This window comes from Subtercola boreus, from assembly GCF_003399645.1.
GTDB lineage: Bacteria > Actinomycetota > Actinomycetes > Actinomycetales > Microbacteriaceae > Subtercola > Subtercola boreus_A.
In genome coordinates this window covers 102,652-118,009 of record NZ_NBXD01000014.1, presented here as the reverse complement: position 1 = coordinate 118,009, position 15,358 = coordinate 102,652, and the positions used below count along the sequence as shown (strand labels likewise).

14 protein-coding genes are annotated in these 15,358 nt (G+C 69.1%); 5 read left to right on the top strand and 9 right to left on the bottom strand.

Annotated features, from left to right (window positions below; all coding sequences use genetic code 11):
- Window positions 1–26: 26 nt before the first annotated feature.
- Window positions 27–518, bottom strand: a complete 492-nt coding sequence (locus B7R24_RS06700; RefSeq protein WP_116418196.1) for a peptide deformylase — start codon at window positions 516–518, stop codon at window positions 27–29.
- A 113-nt stretch (window positions 519–631) separates the two neighbouring features.
- Window positions 632–4,039, bottom strand: coding sequence for a pyruvate carboxylase (locus B7R24_RS06695; RefSeq protein WP_116418460.1), 3,408 nt, complete (start codon window positions 4,037–4,039; stop codon window positions 632–634).
- Window positions 4,040–4,126: 87 nt separating this feature from the next.
- On the opposite strand from B7R24_RS06695, the gene B7R24_RS06690 reads away from it, so the two are divergent.
- Window positions 4,127–4,969, top strand: a complete 843-nt coding sequence (locus tag B7R24_RS06690; RefSeq protein WP_116418195.1) for a ParA family protein — start codon at window positions 4,127–4,129, stop codon at window positions 4,967–4,969.
- A 287-nt stretch (window positions 4,970–5,256) separates the two neighbouring features.
- On the opposite strand, the gene B7R24_RS06685 is transcribed toward B7R24_RS06690, so the two are convergent.
- The 3 genes from B7R24_RS06685 to B7R24_RS06675 form a co-directional block, all read right to left on the bottom strand.
- Entirely contained in the window at window positions 5,257–5,802 is a 546-nt protein-coding gene (locus B7R24_RS06685) for a MerR family transcriptional regulator (RefSeq protein ID WP_116418194.1), read from the bottom strand.
- Between the two features lie 119 nt (window positions 5,803–5,921).
- A complete protein-coding gene (gene ftsR / locus B7R24_RS06680; protein ID WP_116418193.1) occupies window positions 5,922–6,614 on the bottom strand; it encodes a transcriptional regulator FtsR in 693 nt (230 codons plus the stop codon).
- On the bottom strand, window positions 6,614–7,096 hold the full coding sequence (locus B7R24_RS06675) for an FHA domain-containing protein (protein WP_437123513.1): 483 nt from the start codon (window positions 7,094–7,096) through the stop codon (window positions 6,614–6,616). Before B7R24_RS06675 ends, ftsR begins: the two co-directional genes overlap by 1 nt.
- Window positions 7,097–7,215: 119 nt before the next feature.
- Between B7R24_RS06675 and B7R24_RS06670 the strand changes: the two genes are divergently transcribed.
- Complete coding sequence (locus B7R24_RS06670; protein WP_301182463.1) at window positions 7,216–8,061, top strand: DUF3097 domain-containing protein; 846 nt, start codon at window positions 7,216–7,218, stop codon at window positions 8,059–8,061.
- Between the two features lie 29 nt (window positions 8,062–8,090).
- On the top strand, window positions 8,091–8,996 hold the full coding sequence (locus B7R24_RS06665) for an aminodeoxychorismate lyase (RefSeq protein WP_116418458.1): 906 nt from the start codon (window positions 8,091–8,093) through the stop codon (window positions 8,994–8,996).
- A gap of 80 nt (window positions 8,997–9,076) precedes the next feature.
- Here the strand turns inward: B7R24_RS06665 and B7R24_RS06660 are convergent, their stop codons facing one another.
- Window positions 9,077–10,459: a S1C family serine protease gene (locus tag B7R24_RS06660; RefSeq protein ID WP_116418191.1), complete on the bottom strand. Its 1,383-nt coding sequence runs from the start codon at window positions 10,457–10,459 to the stop codon at window positions 9,077–9,079.
- Window positions 10,460–10,604: 145 nt separating this feature from the next.
- Here B7R24_RS06660 and B7R24_RS06655 point away from each other — a divergent pair, with 145 nt between their 5' ends.
- A complete protein-coding gene (locus tag B7R24_RS06655) occupies window positions 10,605–12,506 on the top strand; it encodes a hypothetical protein (RefSeq protein WP_116418190.1) in 1,902 nt (633 codons plus the stop codon).
- Window positions 12,507–12,515: 9 nt separating this feature from the next.
- Window positions 12,516–12,887 carry an RNA-binding S4 domain-containing protein gene (locus B7R24_RS06650; protein WP_253259311.1) on the top strand — a complete coding sequence of 124 codons (372 nt, stop codon included), beginning with the start codon at window positions 12,516–12,518 and terminating at the stop codon, window positions 12,885–12,887.
- Window positions 12,888–13,017: 130 nt separating this feature from the next.
- Here the strand turns inward: B7R24_RS06650 and B7R24_RS06645 are convergent, their stop codons facing one another.
- The 3 genes from B7R24_RS06645 to B7R24_RS06635 form a co-directional block, all read right to left on the bottom strand.
- Window positions 13,018–14,016 (bottom strand): 3-methyladenine DNA glycosylase, encoded by a 999-nt coding sequence (locus B7R24_RS06645; protein WP_437123516.1) that lies wholly within the window; start codon window positions 14,014–14,016, stop codon window positions 13,018–13,020.
- Window positions 14,017–14,170: 154 nt separating this feature from the next.
- Window positions 14,171–14,692: an FtsX-like permease family protein gene (locus tag B7R24_RS06640; protein WP_147303989.1), complete on the bottom strand. Its 522-nt coding sequence runs from the start codon at window positions 14,690–14,692 to the stop codon at window positions 14,171–14,173.
- Window positions 14,683–15,321 (bottom strand): hypothetical protein, encoded by a 639-nt coding sequence (locus B7R24_RS06635; protein ID WP_147303988.1) that lies wholly within the window; start codon window positions 15,319–15,321, stop codon window positions 14,683–14,685. Before B7R24_RS06635 ends, B7R24_RS06640 begins: the two co-directional genes overlap by 10 nt.
- Between the last annotated feature and the right edge of the window lie 37 nt (window positions 15,322–15,358).

The window sequence follows — 15,358 nt, the reverse complement described above, 5'->3', positions numbered from 1 at the left end:
CAGACGAGAATAACTCAGGGAGCAGATCAGAACCAGTCGGACTCGCGCACCTCGCGCATCGCCGCGCGACGGGTCTCCTTCTCGAGGCGGTCGAGGTAGAGCACGCCGTCGAGGTGGTCGGTCTCGTGCTGGAGCGCCTGCGCCATGACGCCGGTGCCCGAGACCTCGACCTCCTCGCCGTCGAGGTTCATGCCGACGGCACGCGCGAACGGGTAGCGCCTGGTCTTGAACCAGAGCGTGGGTACCGAGAGGCAGCCCTCGTCCATGAACTCGGGCTCCCCCGAAACCTCCACGAGTCGTGGGTTGAGCAGGTACCCGATCTCGCCGTCGACGTTGTAGCTGAAGGCGCGCAGGTTCACGCCGATCTGGGCGGCGGCCACCCCGGCGCGGCCGGGTAGACGCACCGAGTCGAGCAGATCATCCACCAGGGCACGCACCCGGTCATCGATGACGCCGATCTCATCGCTCACGGTCTTGAGTACGGGATCTCCGAAGACACGGATCTCGCGGGCAGTCACAGGTGTTCTCCTTGCAGATGGGTCACCCCGATTTTACCGGTACCCCCGCGTCACGACTCGCAGTGTGCTGCGCTTGGAGCGGGCGCCCGTTCAGCGCGCCCGCCGCGCTCACCTCACGGCTCGACGACCACCAGGAGGTCGCCCGCCTCGACCTGCTGCGTCGTGGGGATGGCCAGGCGCCGCACCGTACCGCCGACGGGCGAGGTGATCGCCGCCTCCATCTTCATCGCCTCGATGGTCGCGATGGCGTCGCCGGCCGCGATCACCGTGCCCTGCTCGACCTTGAGGGTCACGACACCCGAGAACGGCGCCGCGACCTGGCCCGGCTTCGAGGCATCCGCCTTCTCCGCCTGCGTCACCGTGACCTTCACGTTCTGGTCGCGCACCACCACCGGTCGCAACTGCCCGTTCAGAATGGTCATGACCGCGCGCATCCCCTTGTCGTCGACCTCGCCGATCGCCTCCAAGCCGATGAACAGTCGCACGCCCTTCTCAATCTCGACGACGTGCTCTTCACCCTGCTGCAACCCGAACAGGTAGTCGGCCGTCTCGACGACGGAGAGGTCGCCGTACGTCTCGCGCTGCTGTTCGAAGGCCGCTGTGGGCCCCGGAAAGAGCAGGCGGTTGAGCGTACGCCGCCGGTCGGCCGAGCTGGCCTCGGCACCGATCAGCGCCCTGTCGTCGTCGCTGATCTCGGTGACACCCACACTCACGGTGCGCCCCTCGAGGACTTTCGTTCGGAAAGGCTCCGGCCATCCGCCCGGCAGGTCGCCCAGCTCCCCGGCCATGAACCCGACCACCGAGTCGGGAATGTCGTAGTTCTGGGGGTTCTCGGCGAAGTCGGCGGGATCGGCGCCGACCGCCGCCAGGTGCAGGGCCAGGTCGCCCACCACCTTCGACGACGGCGTCACCTTCGGGATGCGACCCAGGATGCCGTTGGCCGCCGCATACAGGTCTTCGATCTTCTCGAAGTGGTCGGCCAGGCCCAGCGCGATGGCCTGCTGGCGGAGGTTCGACAGTTGCCCACCCGGGATCTCGTGCTTGTACACCCGCCCGGTCGGCCCCGGGAGTCCGGATTCGAAGGGGTGGTAGAGCGCCCGCACGGCCTCCCAGTAGGGCTCGAGGTCGGAGACCGCCAAGAGCGACAGGCCGGTATCACGCTCGGTGTGAGCGAGCGCCGCGACGAGCGCGGACGCACTGGGCTGCGAGGTCGTGCCCGACATCGGTGCACTCGCGACATCCACTGCGTCGGCCCCGGCGCGACTCGCCGCGAGGAGCGTCGCGAGCTGCCCGCCCGCCGTGTCGTGAGTGTGTACGTGCACCGGCAGGTCGAAGTTCTCGCGGAACGCCGTCACCAGCTTCTCAGCGGCGTAGGGCCGCAGCAACCCGGCCATGTCCTTGATGGCGAGGATGTGCGCGCCGCTCTTCACGATGTCGTCGGCGAGCCGCAGGTAGTAGTCGAGCGTGTAGAGGTCTTCGGCCGGGTCGAGCAGGTCGCCGGTGTAGCAGACCGCGACCTCTGCCAGCGTGGTGCCGGTCGTCAGCACCGAGTCGATCGCGGGACGCATCTGGTTCACGTCGTTGAGCGCGTCGAAGATGCGGAAGATGTCGACGCCGGTGGATGCCGCCTCCTTCACGAACGCGTCGGTCACCTCGGTGGGGTATGGCGTGTAGCCCACCGTGTTGCGACCCCGCAACAGCATCTGGATGTTGACGTTCGGCAGGGCCTCGCGAAGCGACGCGAGCCGCTCCCACGGGTCCTCGCCGAGGAAGCGCAGCGCGACGTCGTAGGTCGCTCCGCCCCACGCCTCGACGCTCAGCAGCTCAGGGGTCATGCGGGCGACGTAGGGTGCGACAGCCAGGAGGTCCTTCGTGCGCACGCGCGTGGCGAGCAGGGACTGGTGAGCATCCCGCATCGTCGTCTCGGTGACCGCCAGGGCGGTCTGTGCGCGCAGGTCTTGTGCGAAGCCGATGGGGCCGAGCGCGAGCAGCCGCTGGCGTGAGCCGTCGGGTGCGGGCGCGGAGATGTCGATGGCGGGCAGCTTCGCGACGGGGTCGACGGAGCCTTGGCGCTTGCCGTTCGGCTGGTTCACGGTGACGTCGGCCAGCCAGTTGACGATCTTCGACCCGCGGTCCTTCGACACATGGGTGGCGAAGAGCTGCGGACGCTCCTCGATGAAGCTCGTCGACAGATCGCCGGCCGCGAACGACGGGTCCTCGAGCACCGCCTGCAGGAACGGGATGTTCGTGGAGACGCCGCGGATGCGGAACTCGGCAAGGGCGCGCTTCGAGCGGCGAACGGCCGCCGGGAAGTCGCGCCCGCGACAGGTCAGTTTCACGAGCATGGAATCGAAGTGCGGGCTGATCTGCGCGCCCGCGGCGACCGTGCCGCCGTCGAGCCGGATTCCCGACCCACCGGGCGACCGGTAGGTGGTGATCTTGCCCGTGTCGGGGCGGAAGCCGGCATTCGGGTCTTCGGTGGTGATGCGGCACTGCAACGCAGCACCCCGCAATACGATCTTCTCCTGCACGAGGCCGAGTTCTTCGAGGGTGGACCCCGAGGCGATGAGCATCTGCGACTGCACGAGGTCGACGTCGGTGACCTCCTCGGTCACGGTGTGCTCGACCTGGATGCGCGGGTTCATCTCGATGAAGACGTGCTGACCGGCGCGGTCGCCGACGGTGTCGACAAGGAACTCGACGGTCCCGGCGTTGACATAGTGGATGGACTTGGCGAACTTGATCGCATCGCTGTGCAGCGCTTCGCGAAGCTCGTCGCTGATGTTCGGGGCCGGAGCGATCTCGACGACCTTCTGGTTGCGCCGCTGAACAGAGCAGTCCCGCTCGAACAGGTGCACCGTCGATCCGTGCGTGTCGGCGAGGATCTGCACCTCGATGTGGCGCGGTCGCAGCACCGCCTGCTCGAGGAACATCGTCGGGTCGCCGAACGCACTGTCGGCTTCGCGCATCGCTGCCTCGAGGGCGCTGCGCAGCTCTTCCTTCGTCTCGACCCGGCGCATCCCCCGCCCGCCGCCGCCGGCAACCGCCTTGGCGAAGATCGGGAAGCCGATCTCGTGGGCACCGGCGAGCAACTCGTCGAGGTCGCGCGACGCCGGGGTGGAGCGCAGAACGGGCACGCCGGCCGCGATGGCGTGCTCCTTCGCGGTAACCTTGTTGCCGGCCATCTCGAGAACGTCGGTCGCGGGGCCGATGAAGGTGATGCCGGCCGCGGCAGCCGCGGAGGCCAACTCGGGGTTCTCGCTCAGAAAGCCGTAGCCGGGGTAGATCGCGTCGGCGCCCGACTCCCTGGCCACACGGATGATCTCGCTCACGTCGAGATAGGCCCGCACCGGGTGCCCGATCTCCCCGATCTGGTACGCCTCGTCGGCCTTGAGCCGGTGCATCGAGTTGCGGTCTTCGTACGGAAAGACAGCCACCGTCTTGGCGCCGAGCTCGACCGCCGCTCGGAACGCCCGGATGGCGATTTCTCCCCGGTTTGCAACCAGAATCTTGGTGAACATACGGTCCTTCCGAAGCAGTGCGGCGTCCATGCGGCATACAGGAGACAGTTAGGTTCTCTCAGCCTAGTGAAGGTAACGTAGTCGATTGTGCATGTACTCAGCGTCAGCTCACTCAAGGGCGGGGTCGGTAAGACAACCGTCACCCTCGGCCTGGCTTCCGCGGCCTTCGCGAAGGGCCTGCGCACCCTCGTCGTCGACCTCGATCCGCAGTCGGATGTGTCGACGGGAATGGACATCAACGTCTCGGGCCACCTGAACGTGGCCGACGTTCTGGCGTCGCCCAAAGAGAAGATCGTGCGGGCGGCCATCGCACCCTCCGGCTGGACGAAAGACCGCGGCGGCACAATCGACGTGCTCATCGGGTCGCCGTCGGCGCTGAACTTCGATGGGCCGCATCCGTCGATCCGAGACATCTGGAAACTCGAAGAGGCTCTGGCGACCGTCGAGAGTGACTACGACCTCGTGCTCATCGACTGTGCCCCCTCGCTGAACGCCCTGACACGCACGGCCTGGGCGGCCAGCGACCGTGTCGCCGTCGTGACCGAGCCCGGGCTGTTCTCCGTGGCTGCCGCCGACCGGGCACTCCGCGCGATCGAGGAGATCCGTCGCGGGCTGTCGCCACGCCTCCAGCCCCTCGGCATCATCGTGAACCGCGTGCGGTCCCAGTCGCTCGAGCACCAGTTCCGCATCAAGGAGCTGCGCGACATGTTCGGGCCGCTGGTGCTCTCACCACAGCTGCCGGAGCGCACATCGCTGCAGCAGGCCCAGGGCGCAGCGAAGGCCCTGCACGTCTGGCCCGGCGAGGGCGCCCAGGAGATGGCGCGCAACTTCGACCTGCTGCTGGAGCGCGTCATGCGCACGGGTCGCATCGGCGACTACGCCGACTCCGCGGCACCGGCCGTAGCCGGTCGCACCCCCGCCGACCGCTAGGCCCAGCCGACCTCCCCGCACTTCAACCCACCGCGCTCCCACCTTGGGAGCCCCTCGGCAATCCCGTGTGCCCCGCCGGCGCCTCGTGGCGTAGAAGAGGATGACGCGGGTGGGTGGGGCCACCACGGGCTCAGTGCGAGCTCTGATCCTCTTTCACGCACGAGTTCGCGACCGGATGCCGGAGGATGGGTGGTGGGGCCGTGCGAGCGGAGAGCCGGCGCGGCCGGTCGGACGGGGGTCAGGCCGAGCGGGCGTCAGGCCGAGCGGGGGGTCAGGCCGAGCGGGCGTCAGGCCGAGCGGGCGGCGCGACGAGCGGCGAGCTCGTCGAGCGGGTCGGCCACGTCGGTGCCGAGTTCGACGAGGGAGGACTCCACCTCGCGGAGGACCTTGCCGACGGCGATGCCGAAGACGCCCTGGCCGCGGCTGACGAGGTCGATGACCTCGTCGTTCGACGTGCAGAGGTAGACACTCGCGCCGTCGCTCATCAGCGTGGTCTGCGCCAGGTCGGTGACGCCCGACTCCCGCAGCTGCTCGATGGCCGTGCGGATCTGCTGGAGCGAGATGCCCGTGTCGAGCAGTCGCTTGACGAGCTTGAGAACCAGGATGTCGCGAAAACCGTAGAGACGCTGCGAACCCGATCCGGCGGCACCCCGAACGGTCGGCTCGACGAGCGACGTGCGCGCCCAGTAGTCGAGCTGGCGGTACGTGATGCCTGCGGCCCGTGCGGCGACCGCACCGCGGTAGCCCGCAGCGGTGTCGAGCTCGGGAAGACCGTCGGTGAAGAGCAGGCCCTGGTCGTAGCGGGCTTCCCCGCCATGGACATGCTCACTCATCGTCTGCCTCTCTCGTACTTCTTCTACCCACGCTATCGACGCAGGGTTCTGCGAGCAACGACATCGGGCCAAGTGCCCCGGCGTGTCGTTCGAACCGGCACGCGCCCCGGCCCCCCACCTTACGGTGCGAGCTTGCCGAGCGCCGACCGGATGAGGCTGGTTCTCACGATTTCGAGCTGCGCCGAGATCTCGCTCGCGCGGTCGGCGATCTGCGCGCGGCTCGAGACCGTGTTGCGGCGGGCCACCGGCAACAGTGCGCTCTCGATCAACCCCACCTCCCGGTCGGCCGCCGCGCGGAACCCGCGCAGGTGCCGAGGCTCGATGCCCACCTTCTGCAGCTCGACCATCGCCTTCAGCACCCCGACCGCGTCGTCGCCGTAGGTCTCGCTCGCGGTCACCAGGGAGGCGCTCACCGCATCGTTGAGCAGCTGGGGTGTCGCCCGCGTCTCGGCGAGCAGGTCGTCGCGCGAGAGACGGCGTGCGCCACCGAGCATCGAGGGCACCGTGGCGGAGGTTCCGCCCGGCATCGCGGGGTTCAGCCCGGCGTCGACGTCGTGCAGGTACTGCTTGATCACGTTGAGCGGCAGGTAGCAGTCGCGCTGCATGGCCAGAACGAGGCGCAGGCGTTCGACGTCGGCGTTGGAGAACTTGCGGTAGCCCGACTGGGTGCGGGCCGGGCTCACCAGACCGCGCTCTTCGAGAAAGCGCAGCTTCGACGGGCTGATGTCGGGAAACTCGGGGCTCAGCTGGGCGAGTACCTGACCGATGCTGAGCAGCCGCCCTTCATCGAAGCGGGCGGAGAGAGCCGCCACTAGGCGTCGGCGTTCGCCGCCACGTCACGACGTGAGGGATAGAAGGTGAGACGGAACTTGCCGATCTGGATCTCAGAGCCATCGGTCAGGAGGGCGTCGTCGACCCTGACCCCATCGAAGTAGGTGCCGTTCAGCGAGTGCAGGTCGCGCACCGTGAAAATGGTGCCCGAGCGGGAGAACTCGACGTGGCGGCGGGAGACCGTCACATCGTCGAGGAAGATGTCGGCGTCGGGGTGCCGACCGACCGTCGTGGTCAGCTTGTCGAGCAGGAAGCGGGCACCCGCGCTCGGGCCCCTGCGCACGATCAGCAGCGCCGACCCGGAAGGCAGGGCCGCGATGGCGTCGAGCTCCTCGGGGGTGACGCCGCCCTCGAGGGCGGCCATCTGGGCCGCGAACTCGCCCGTGAGGTTCATCGTGTTGTCGGTGTAGGCGGTGCCGATGGCACTCGTGCCCGGTGCGGCGCTGTCGCTCTCGTCTGGCATTGTCGATGGCCTCCTTACTGGTGACCAGCGTAGCTGATCGGCCCTGTACGAAAAGCGGATGTGCACAAGTCGCGAGTCGATTTTCTGCGGCGCCCGTTTCGTACACTAGCGTCGGGCGGGTGACCTTCGACCGCTACAGCAACGATGTGCTCGCCGACTTCTCAAGGCGTCGGGTTCGGGCCGCCGTTCCCACCCGCGAAGCCGCGTTCGACCTCGTCGTCGAAGACGTGGCGAGCGACTTCTGCGGCTCGGTGACGGCCGTCGAGGGCAAGATGGTGCAGCTCGAAGACCGCAACGGAAAGCGGCGTATGTTCCCGCTCGGCGGAGGCTTTCTGTATGAGGGAACCCCGGTCATCCTGGTCGCGCCGTCGGCCAGCGCGAAAGGTGCGCTCCGCACGGCGTCGGGTTCGGTGAAGGCTCCGGATGCCCGGGCCCGGGTCGCCCGAGCGAGCCGCATCTTCGTGGAGGGCCGCCACGACGCCGAGCTCGTCGAGAAGGTCTGGGGAGACGACCTGCGCGGCGAAGGTGTGGTCGTGGAATACCTGGAGGGCGTCGACCACCTCGACGCGGTCCTGGCCGAGTTCCGTCCGACGCCCGCGCGCCGCGTCGGTGTCCTCGTCGATCACCTCGTCGAACGCTCGAAGGAGAGCCGAATCGCCGAACAGGTGATGCGAAGCCAGGGCGAAGACGCCGTGCTGATCGTCGGGCATCCGTACATCGACATCTGGCAGGCCGTGAAACCGGAGCGACTCGGCATCACGGCCTGGCCGAGCATCCCGCGCACCATCGAGTGGAAGCACGGCATCTGCCAGTCCCTCGGCTGGCCGCACGACGACCAGACCGACATCGCGGCCGCATGGCAGCGCATCCTGGGCCGAGTGCGCAGCTACACCGACCTCGAACCGGAGCTGCTGGGCCGGGTCGAACAGCTGATCGACTTTGTCACGACCCCTGCCACCGACTGACTGGCCGAGGACGGTCGATAATGGGTGCCATGGTCTCTCCCGTACTGCTCGTTCTGCGCTCCCCGTCCACCGTCGCCCACGACGAGGGCGCCGTCACCGCGGGTGCCTCAGCGCCCGTCTTCGACAGGCTCGACCCTGCAGCACCGGTCGCGAACGCCCTCGATCTCGGCATCACCCGCGGCGACGGCGTCTTCGAGACCATCACGGTGATCGATGGCATTCCGCAGGCTCTGGATGCACACCTCACCCGCCTCGAACGGTCGGCCGAGTTGCTCGACCTCCCGACCCCCGACCTCGACGCCTGGCGCACAACCGTCTTCGCCGCTGTCGACACGCACGACCCGGTGGAGGAGGCGTTCATCAAGCTGGTCTACTCGCGCGGCGTGGAGGGGCAGCCCCTGCCCACCGGCTGGGCCTGGATGCAACAGAGCGGCGACTTCACCCGACAGCGCACCGAGGGTATCGACGTGGTTCTCCTCGACCGCGGTTACCCCAGCACCGTTGCCCAGACCTCCCCGTGGCTTCTGCAGGGCGCCAAGACGCTGTCGTACGCGATCAACAGAGCGGCGCTCCGCGAGGCCGCGCGGCGCGGTGCCGATGACGTGGTCTTCGTCTCCTCCGACGGACTGTTGCTCGAGGGACCGACGGCCACGATCATCCTGAAGCTCGGCGAGACATTCGTGACGCCGCGGCCCGACCTCGGCATCCTGCCGGGCACCACGCAGCACAGCGTGTTCGAGATCGCGACGCTCAACGGTTTCAAGACCGCCTACGAGAGCCTGACGCCGGCCGACCTCCGCGCGGCCGATGCGGCCTGGCTCGTCTCGAGCGTGCGCAATGCGGCGCCCATCCGCTCGGTCGACGGGGCTCCCCGGGCCGTGGATGCGCAGCTCACCGACTCGATCAACACCGGTCTCGCGGCGCGAACCACCTGATGTTCCGCGCAGGCCGTGCGCGCCCCGACCGGTGTCGGCACACGTTTTGCGCAAAAGCGGGCCGGACGACGCGGGCCGGGTCAGCCGACCGGGCCCTGCACGAGGGTGACGGTGACCGTCTGGCTGGTGCCCGCGGCATCCGTGTAGGTGATCGACACGGTGTCGCCCGGATTGTAGGCCTTCAGGGCGGTGGTGAGCTCGGTGCCGGAGGCGACCGCGATTCCATCGACGGCGGTGATGACGTCACCGGCGACGAGGCCCGACGTGGCGGCGGGGGTGTCGGCGATCACGCCGGCAACGGTGGCGCCGCTTGCGGTGCTGGTCGAACCGGTCGAGCCGCTGGTGCCCGAGCCGGTGGAACCGCTGCCGCGCGAACTCGAGCCGGGGTACGTGCTGGTCGCGTCGCTCGCGATCTCCACACCGAGGAACGCGGGGTAGCCGAGGCTGACAGTGCCCGACTCGGTGCCGGCCTCGACCTGCTTCGCGATGGTGAGCGCGTCGGTGATCGGGATGGCGAAGCCGGTGACATCCGAGCTGCCGCTGGAGGCCGCCGTATCGATGCCGACGACCTCGCCGTCGGCGTCGTACAGCGGCCCGCCCGAGTCGCCGGACTGGATGTCGGCGGCGATCTGGATCATGCCGTCGAGCGTCTCGCCCGCGGCCGATCCCTCGGCCTGCGTGGTGACGGACTGCTCGAGCCCGGTGACGGTGCCGGCCGCGGCCGAGAGGGTTCCGGTGCCGCCGGCATTGCCGACGCCGGTGATCTCGTCGCCCACGGCGAGGGCCTCAGAGGTGTCGAGCTTCGCCGGGGTGAGTCCGGATGCTCCCTCGAGCTTGATCACGGCGACATCGTTCGTGGCGTCGGTTCCGACGACCTTCGCGGTGTAGGTCTTGCCCGTCGAGGCGATCGTGACAGTGATGCTCGTCGAGCCTTCGACGACGTGGTTGTTGGTGAGGATCTCGCCGTCGGATGTGAGGATGATGCCGGTGCCGGCAGCGCTGGCGCTCTCGTACTTCAGCTCTGTGTTGATGAAGACGACACCGACGGCCTGTGCATCCGTCGCATCGGTCGCAGCCGTCGTGCTGCTGCCGGTGGAACCCGAACCCGTCGAGCCGCTGCTGCCCGAGGAACCACTGCTCGAGCCGCCACCGAACCCGTAGCCGTAGCCATTGGTGCCGTCGGGGAGCGTCGAGGTGCCCGAGCCGCCGGTGGTGTCGAGGTAGCGGGATGCCGCGCTGCTGTCTGAGGCACCGGTCGCTGCTGCGACGGCACCCACCGCGAGGGGGACACCCGTGACCGTCACGCCCACGCCGAGGCAGCCGACGGCGAGTGCGGCCGCCGTCGCGCCGAGAATGAGAAAGTTGCGCGGGCGCCAGATCCGCCTCTCGCGGGTCGTGCTCCCGGCGGCGGCGGGTGCCACCTGGTGCTGCTCCGGCTGCGGGTCGATCTCGGGGGTTTCCATGATGTCCTCTCGGTGCCCCTCGTGGGCAAGATCAAGAGAACGCCCGAATGCTATGAAGAAGCTATGCGCAGCGCTCGGACAGCCTGAGAACTATCCGTGGGAAGACTGAGGGTGCCGGCGAGGAGATCTCTGTAGTCTGGAATGCATGACTGACGAGACACAGACCGATGCCCTCGAGGGCGCTGCTGCCCGGCCCGCAGCCACGGTCGTCGTGCCAGCGGCGACTGTTGCGCTCCCCATGAACCAGATGGGCTATGTGCTCACCCGCCGCGACCGTACAGCCATCCGTTTCATCGACTGGGCCGTGAAACTCGGTACCCCGGAGTTCCAGCAGCGCTACCGCCCCGTCTCCGACGAACTCTTCACTCACGTCTACATCGACCCGACGGCCAAGCCCGCCTTCGTGCCGCCCGCCCTCGCGCGTGTCGACCAGCTGAATGCCGAGAGCGATCCGCTCGAGATCATCCGTTCGCACCTCGGCGTGGTGATCGACGACCGGCAGTCCCGCGACAAGGCCCGCCTCGATCTTCAGGCACACCTCGAGGAGACACAGGCAGACCTGGCTGACGTCCGCGCCCGCGCGGCCGACCTCGACGAACGCCTGGCCGACACGACGGCTCGCCTCGGCACCGCCGACGCCCGGGTCGTCGAGCTGGGAGAGCAACTCGAAGCCGAGGTCTCAGGCCTCCATTCGAGCCACGCTGCCGAGCTGGCTGCGACGCTCGGATCGCACGAGGCATCCGTCGCCTCCCTGACCGAGGAGCGCGACCGCACTCTGGCCGAGCTCGCAGCAGACCGCGACACGACGGTCGCCGCGCTCGTCGCCGACCGCGACGCAGAGGTGGCCCGTCTCGAGGCCCAGCTCACGAACGACACCGCGGAGCAGCGGGCGCAGCACGAGGCCGAGATCGAGGCCCTGCACGCCGCCCACGCGGGCGCCGTCGGCACGCTCACTTCTTCGAATGTGCAGGCCGCCGAGGAGGCAGAAGCACGCCATGACGCTGCCGTCGCGGCCCTCGGAGTGAGGCACGCCGCAGCCATCGCTGCCCTCCAGGCCGAGCTCGCAGCCGCGATCGCGGCGGCCGAGGCCACGACCGTCCAGCTGAGGGAGGCCCGCCTCGAGGCCGGCAGCCTCACCGCGCAGCGCGACCGGGCCATCGCCGAGGGCTCCGAATGGCGAAACCGTCTCCACCAGACGGTCGGTGCGCTGGCCAGCACCGTCGATGTGGGCGAGTGGACGAACGACAATGCTCCCGACGCCCGGCTCATCAGCGTCGTCGAGCAGAGTCGGCTCGCCCTCACCGCTGACGTGGATGCCGCCCGCGCGACCCTCGACGAGATCGAAGAGGTGGCGACGTCGCAGCTCGTGGACGAGACCGAGACCAGCGACTACGCGATCGGCGCGAACGACGCCGCGGTGCTGGTGCTGAACGCACTGTACGGGTCGGCCGAGGAAGGTGAGGGTGACGTCGGTGCGGGTGCCGGTGCTGATGTCGGTGCCAGTACTGCAGTCGGTACGGGAGCGGGTGTCGTCGCTGCAGGTGGTTCCGTTGGTGCCGACTCCGGCGACGCACAGCTGTCGGAGGTCGAGGAGGCTGACGCCGAGTTCGAGGCTGAGCTGCGCGATGAGGTCGACGTAGAGTTCGAGGCGTCGGAGGGCGACGTGCCCTCGGGCAGCTGGGCGCTCTCCGATGACGACGACGATGACGATGCTGCGCACGAAGACGCAGCAGCCCAAGAGGGTGCAACGGAAGACGATGACACCGCCCGGCCGGAGCAGCTAGCGGGGCGGCCCGCGGAGCCCGAACCAGCGCTCATCGGCCACACCGCTGTCATCGAGCACCACATCGTGCGCGACGAAACCGACGAGATCGACGACGTCGACAAGCTCGGCAGTCTCTTCGCCGACGACACCGACACCACTGACACGGACGACACCGGCACGGACGACACCGACACCGAGGACACCGACAACGCCGACACCGACAACGCCGCGAAGACTCCCGTCGCCGGTCGTGGCGAGCGCGAGCACCGCCGGGCATCCTGAGTCGCATCCGTGCCTGACCTGGTGAGTGCCCGCGTCGACAGCTGGGCCTGGGCGGTGCGGCTGTTCAAGACGCGGTCGGCAGCGACGGCGGCCTGCCGCGCGGGGCATGTGAAGGTCAACGGCGAGAAGGTCAAGGCCGCGCAGACGGTGAAGGTGGGTGACGAGGTGCGCATCCGCAGTGCCGGATTCGACCGCATCGTCATCGTCAGCCGCCCCGTCGTGAAGCGCGTGGGTGCCGTGGTCGCGGCCGAGTGCCTGGTCGATGTGACTCCCCCGCCGCCGCCGCGCGAGACGGTGGCGCTGGTCGCCACGCGCGATCGGGGCGCCGGGCGGCCGACGAAACGCGAGCGGCGCGAAGTGGATCGGCTGCGCGGGCGATAGGGTGCGAGCAGCGACAGGGCCGGGGCGGCTGCGGCTGCGCGGGCGATAGGGCGCGAGCAGCGACAGGGCCGTGGCGGCTGCGGTGCGGGTGCGGGCCGGGTGCGGGCACGGCGCGGGACAGGCGCAGGCGTCAGATGGAGGCGGTGACCTCATGGGTCGTCTCGACAGCGGCGACCTCGCGGGCCCTCTCGACGGCGGCGACCACTCTCATCCGCAGGGCATTCGACCGGTCTCTGAAGCCACGCTGCCGCCGGGAGTACTCCGCCTTGCCGTCCCGAGTCTCGATTCGAACGGGGTGCAGCCCGAACGACGACACATCGTACGGCGAGGCCTGCATGTCGAGCTGGCGGATGTCGCGGGCGAGCTCGAAGCAGTCGAGCAGCACCTCGCCGGGAACCAGCGGGCCGAGTTTGATCGCCCATTTGTAGACGTCCATGCCGGCGTGCAGGCAGCCCGGCTGCTCGAGGTCGGGCTGTGACTCGCGGGTGGGCTGCAGGGCATTTGTACCGACCGCTTCGGGCGTGAAGAATCGGAACGCGTCGAAGTGCGAACAGGCGATGCGGTTGCTCTCGACGACGCGGTCGGTCTGTTCGGAGGTCAGCCGCAGCGGAAGGAATTCGTGACGCACCCCGCCCGCCGGAACGCGGTAGACCATCGCCCACTCGTGGAGTCCGAAACAGCCGAACTGCGCGGGGCGCGCGGCGGTCTGGCGCAGCAGCCGCTCGATGAAGTCGACGGTCGACGCCCTGGCGGCGAGGAACCCGGCCGCGTCGACCGTGCTGTGGGCGCCCGTGGCGGCGGAGCTGCGCGGGCCGGCGACTCGCGCGTACCACCGCCACGCATGACGGTCGCGATCGGCGGTGTCGGCCAGGGTCACTCCGGCGCCGGGGTGCCACCTTCGCAGCAGGCTCGGCTTGTACGGGTAATACGTGAAGAGAAAGTCGTCGATCGGATGCGCCACACCTGTTGCACGCCGCGATCGCCAGCCTGCGGTGAGGTCATCCGCGCGCTCCTGGTGACGGGCCTCGAGCGCCGTCCACACCTCGAGGGAGAGCACCACCGTGGCGGGCACGGACGCGCCTGCGGATGCACCGGATACCGCCACCGCCCTGCCGGCCGAACCCACCATCGGCACAGCGGGCTCTGTCGCGGGTGACACTGCGGGCACCACTGCGGCGTCTGACGACCCCACCGTCGCCCCGGTCGACCTCGAAGAGGCAAGCCCGGTAGTGGTCGACGTCATACTTCGACCCTACAGACCACCGCGCAGGCTGCGCTCGACCTCAGGCGACCCGCAGCTCGCGGAGCGGATCACGGGTCGACGCGATCAGCGCCGGAACCACCGCGGCCACCAGGCTTGTGACAATGGCGAGCACCCCGACGGCAATAGTGAAGGCGGGTGTCGGCAGCGGCAACCCCTGCACACCGAGCAGGAGGAGCGCCGCTGTCACGCCCACCAGCACCGCCACCGCGGCGAGCAGCCCGACCTGGCTGAGCAGCAGAGCGACGAGGATCGATCGGGATGCCCCGAGCGCACGACGCCGCCCGAAGTCTCGCCGACGCAACATCACCAGCGCGAGCAGGATGGCGCCCACCAGTGCTGCGGCCGCACCGAAGACCGACAGAACGAGTGTGCGCCCGTAGTCCCCCAGCTGCCCCGCAACCTGCTGCCGCACCGAGGCCAGCTGTTCGCTCGTCTGCACCGTGACGGTGGTCGGATCGTCCACCCCCAGCACCGAACTCACCACCGCCGCAACCGCGCCCACCAGCGTGGGTGACGCCGCCCGCACCACCACTACCGCCACCGGCTGGGCCGCACCCCCGCCGACCCCGCTCCCGTCGCCACCCGTACCCCCCCGACCCCGGATACCGCCGTCGGCACAAGCACCACCGGTTCGAGGAACGACAGCTCCCCGGGCAGGTCCACGGTCTTCGCGAGATCGTACGACCGTCCCGATGACTCCGAGACCGCCGTTCCCAGACCGGCGGCGAAACCGAGCTGGGTCGCGGCATCCGTCGACAGGAGACCCGAACCGCCGAGGTCCGTTCCGTAGTAGGGCCGCAGGGAAACCCGCGCGCCGCCCTCGAAGGCCGCGTTCGTGACGTCGTCGGCGAATCCGAAGGCCCCCACCCAGTCGATGTCTGCGGCACCCTGGAGCCGATCGAGCACACGCGTGTCGAGCCCGGAGCCAGCCTGGGCGCGCACGACGATCGACCGCGTTCCCGACGCGTCGAGGCTGGAGAGTACGGTCTCAGCGCTGCCCTCCGCGCTCCCCGCCGTCACGAGCACGGTCACACACAGCGCCGCCACCACGACCACGGTCAGCAGCGAGGCGACCCTCTGGCTCGCCGCCGACACCCATGCTTCCCTCAGCACCGCGAACAAACGCACCGAGAGCACCCCAACTGCTGTATCGGGCGCGCTTTCGAACACTTCGGGTCCTCTCAGGGCAGGGCGGGGCAGGGCGGGG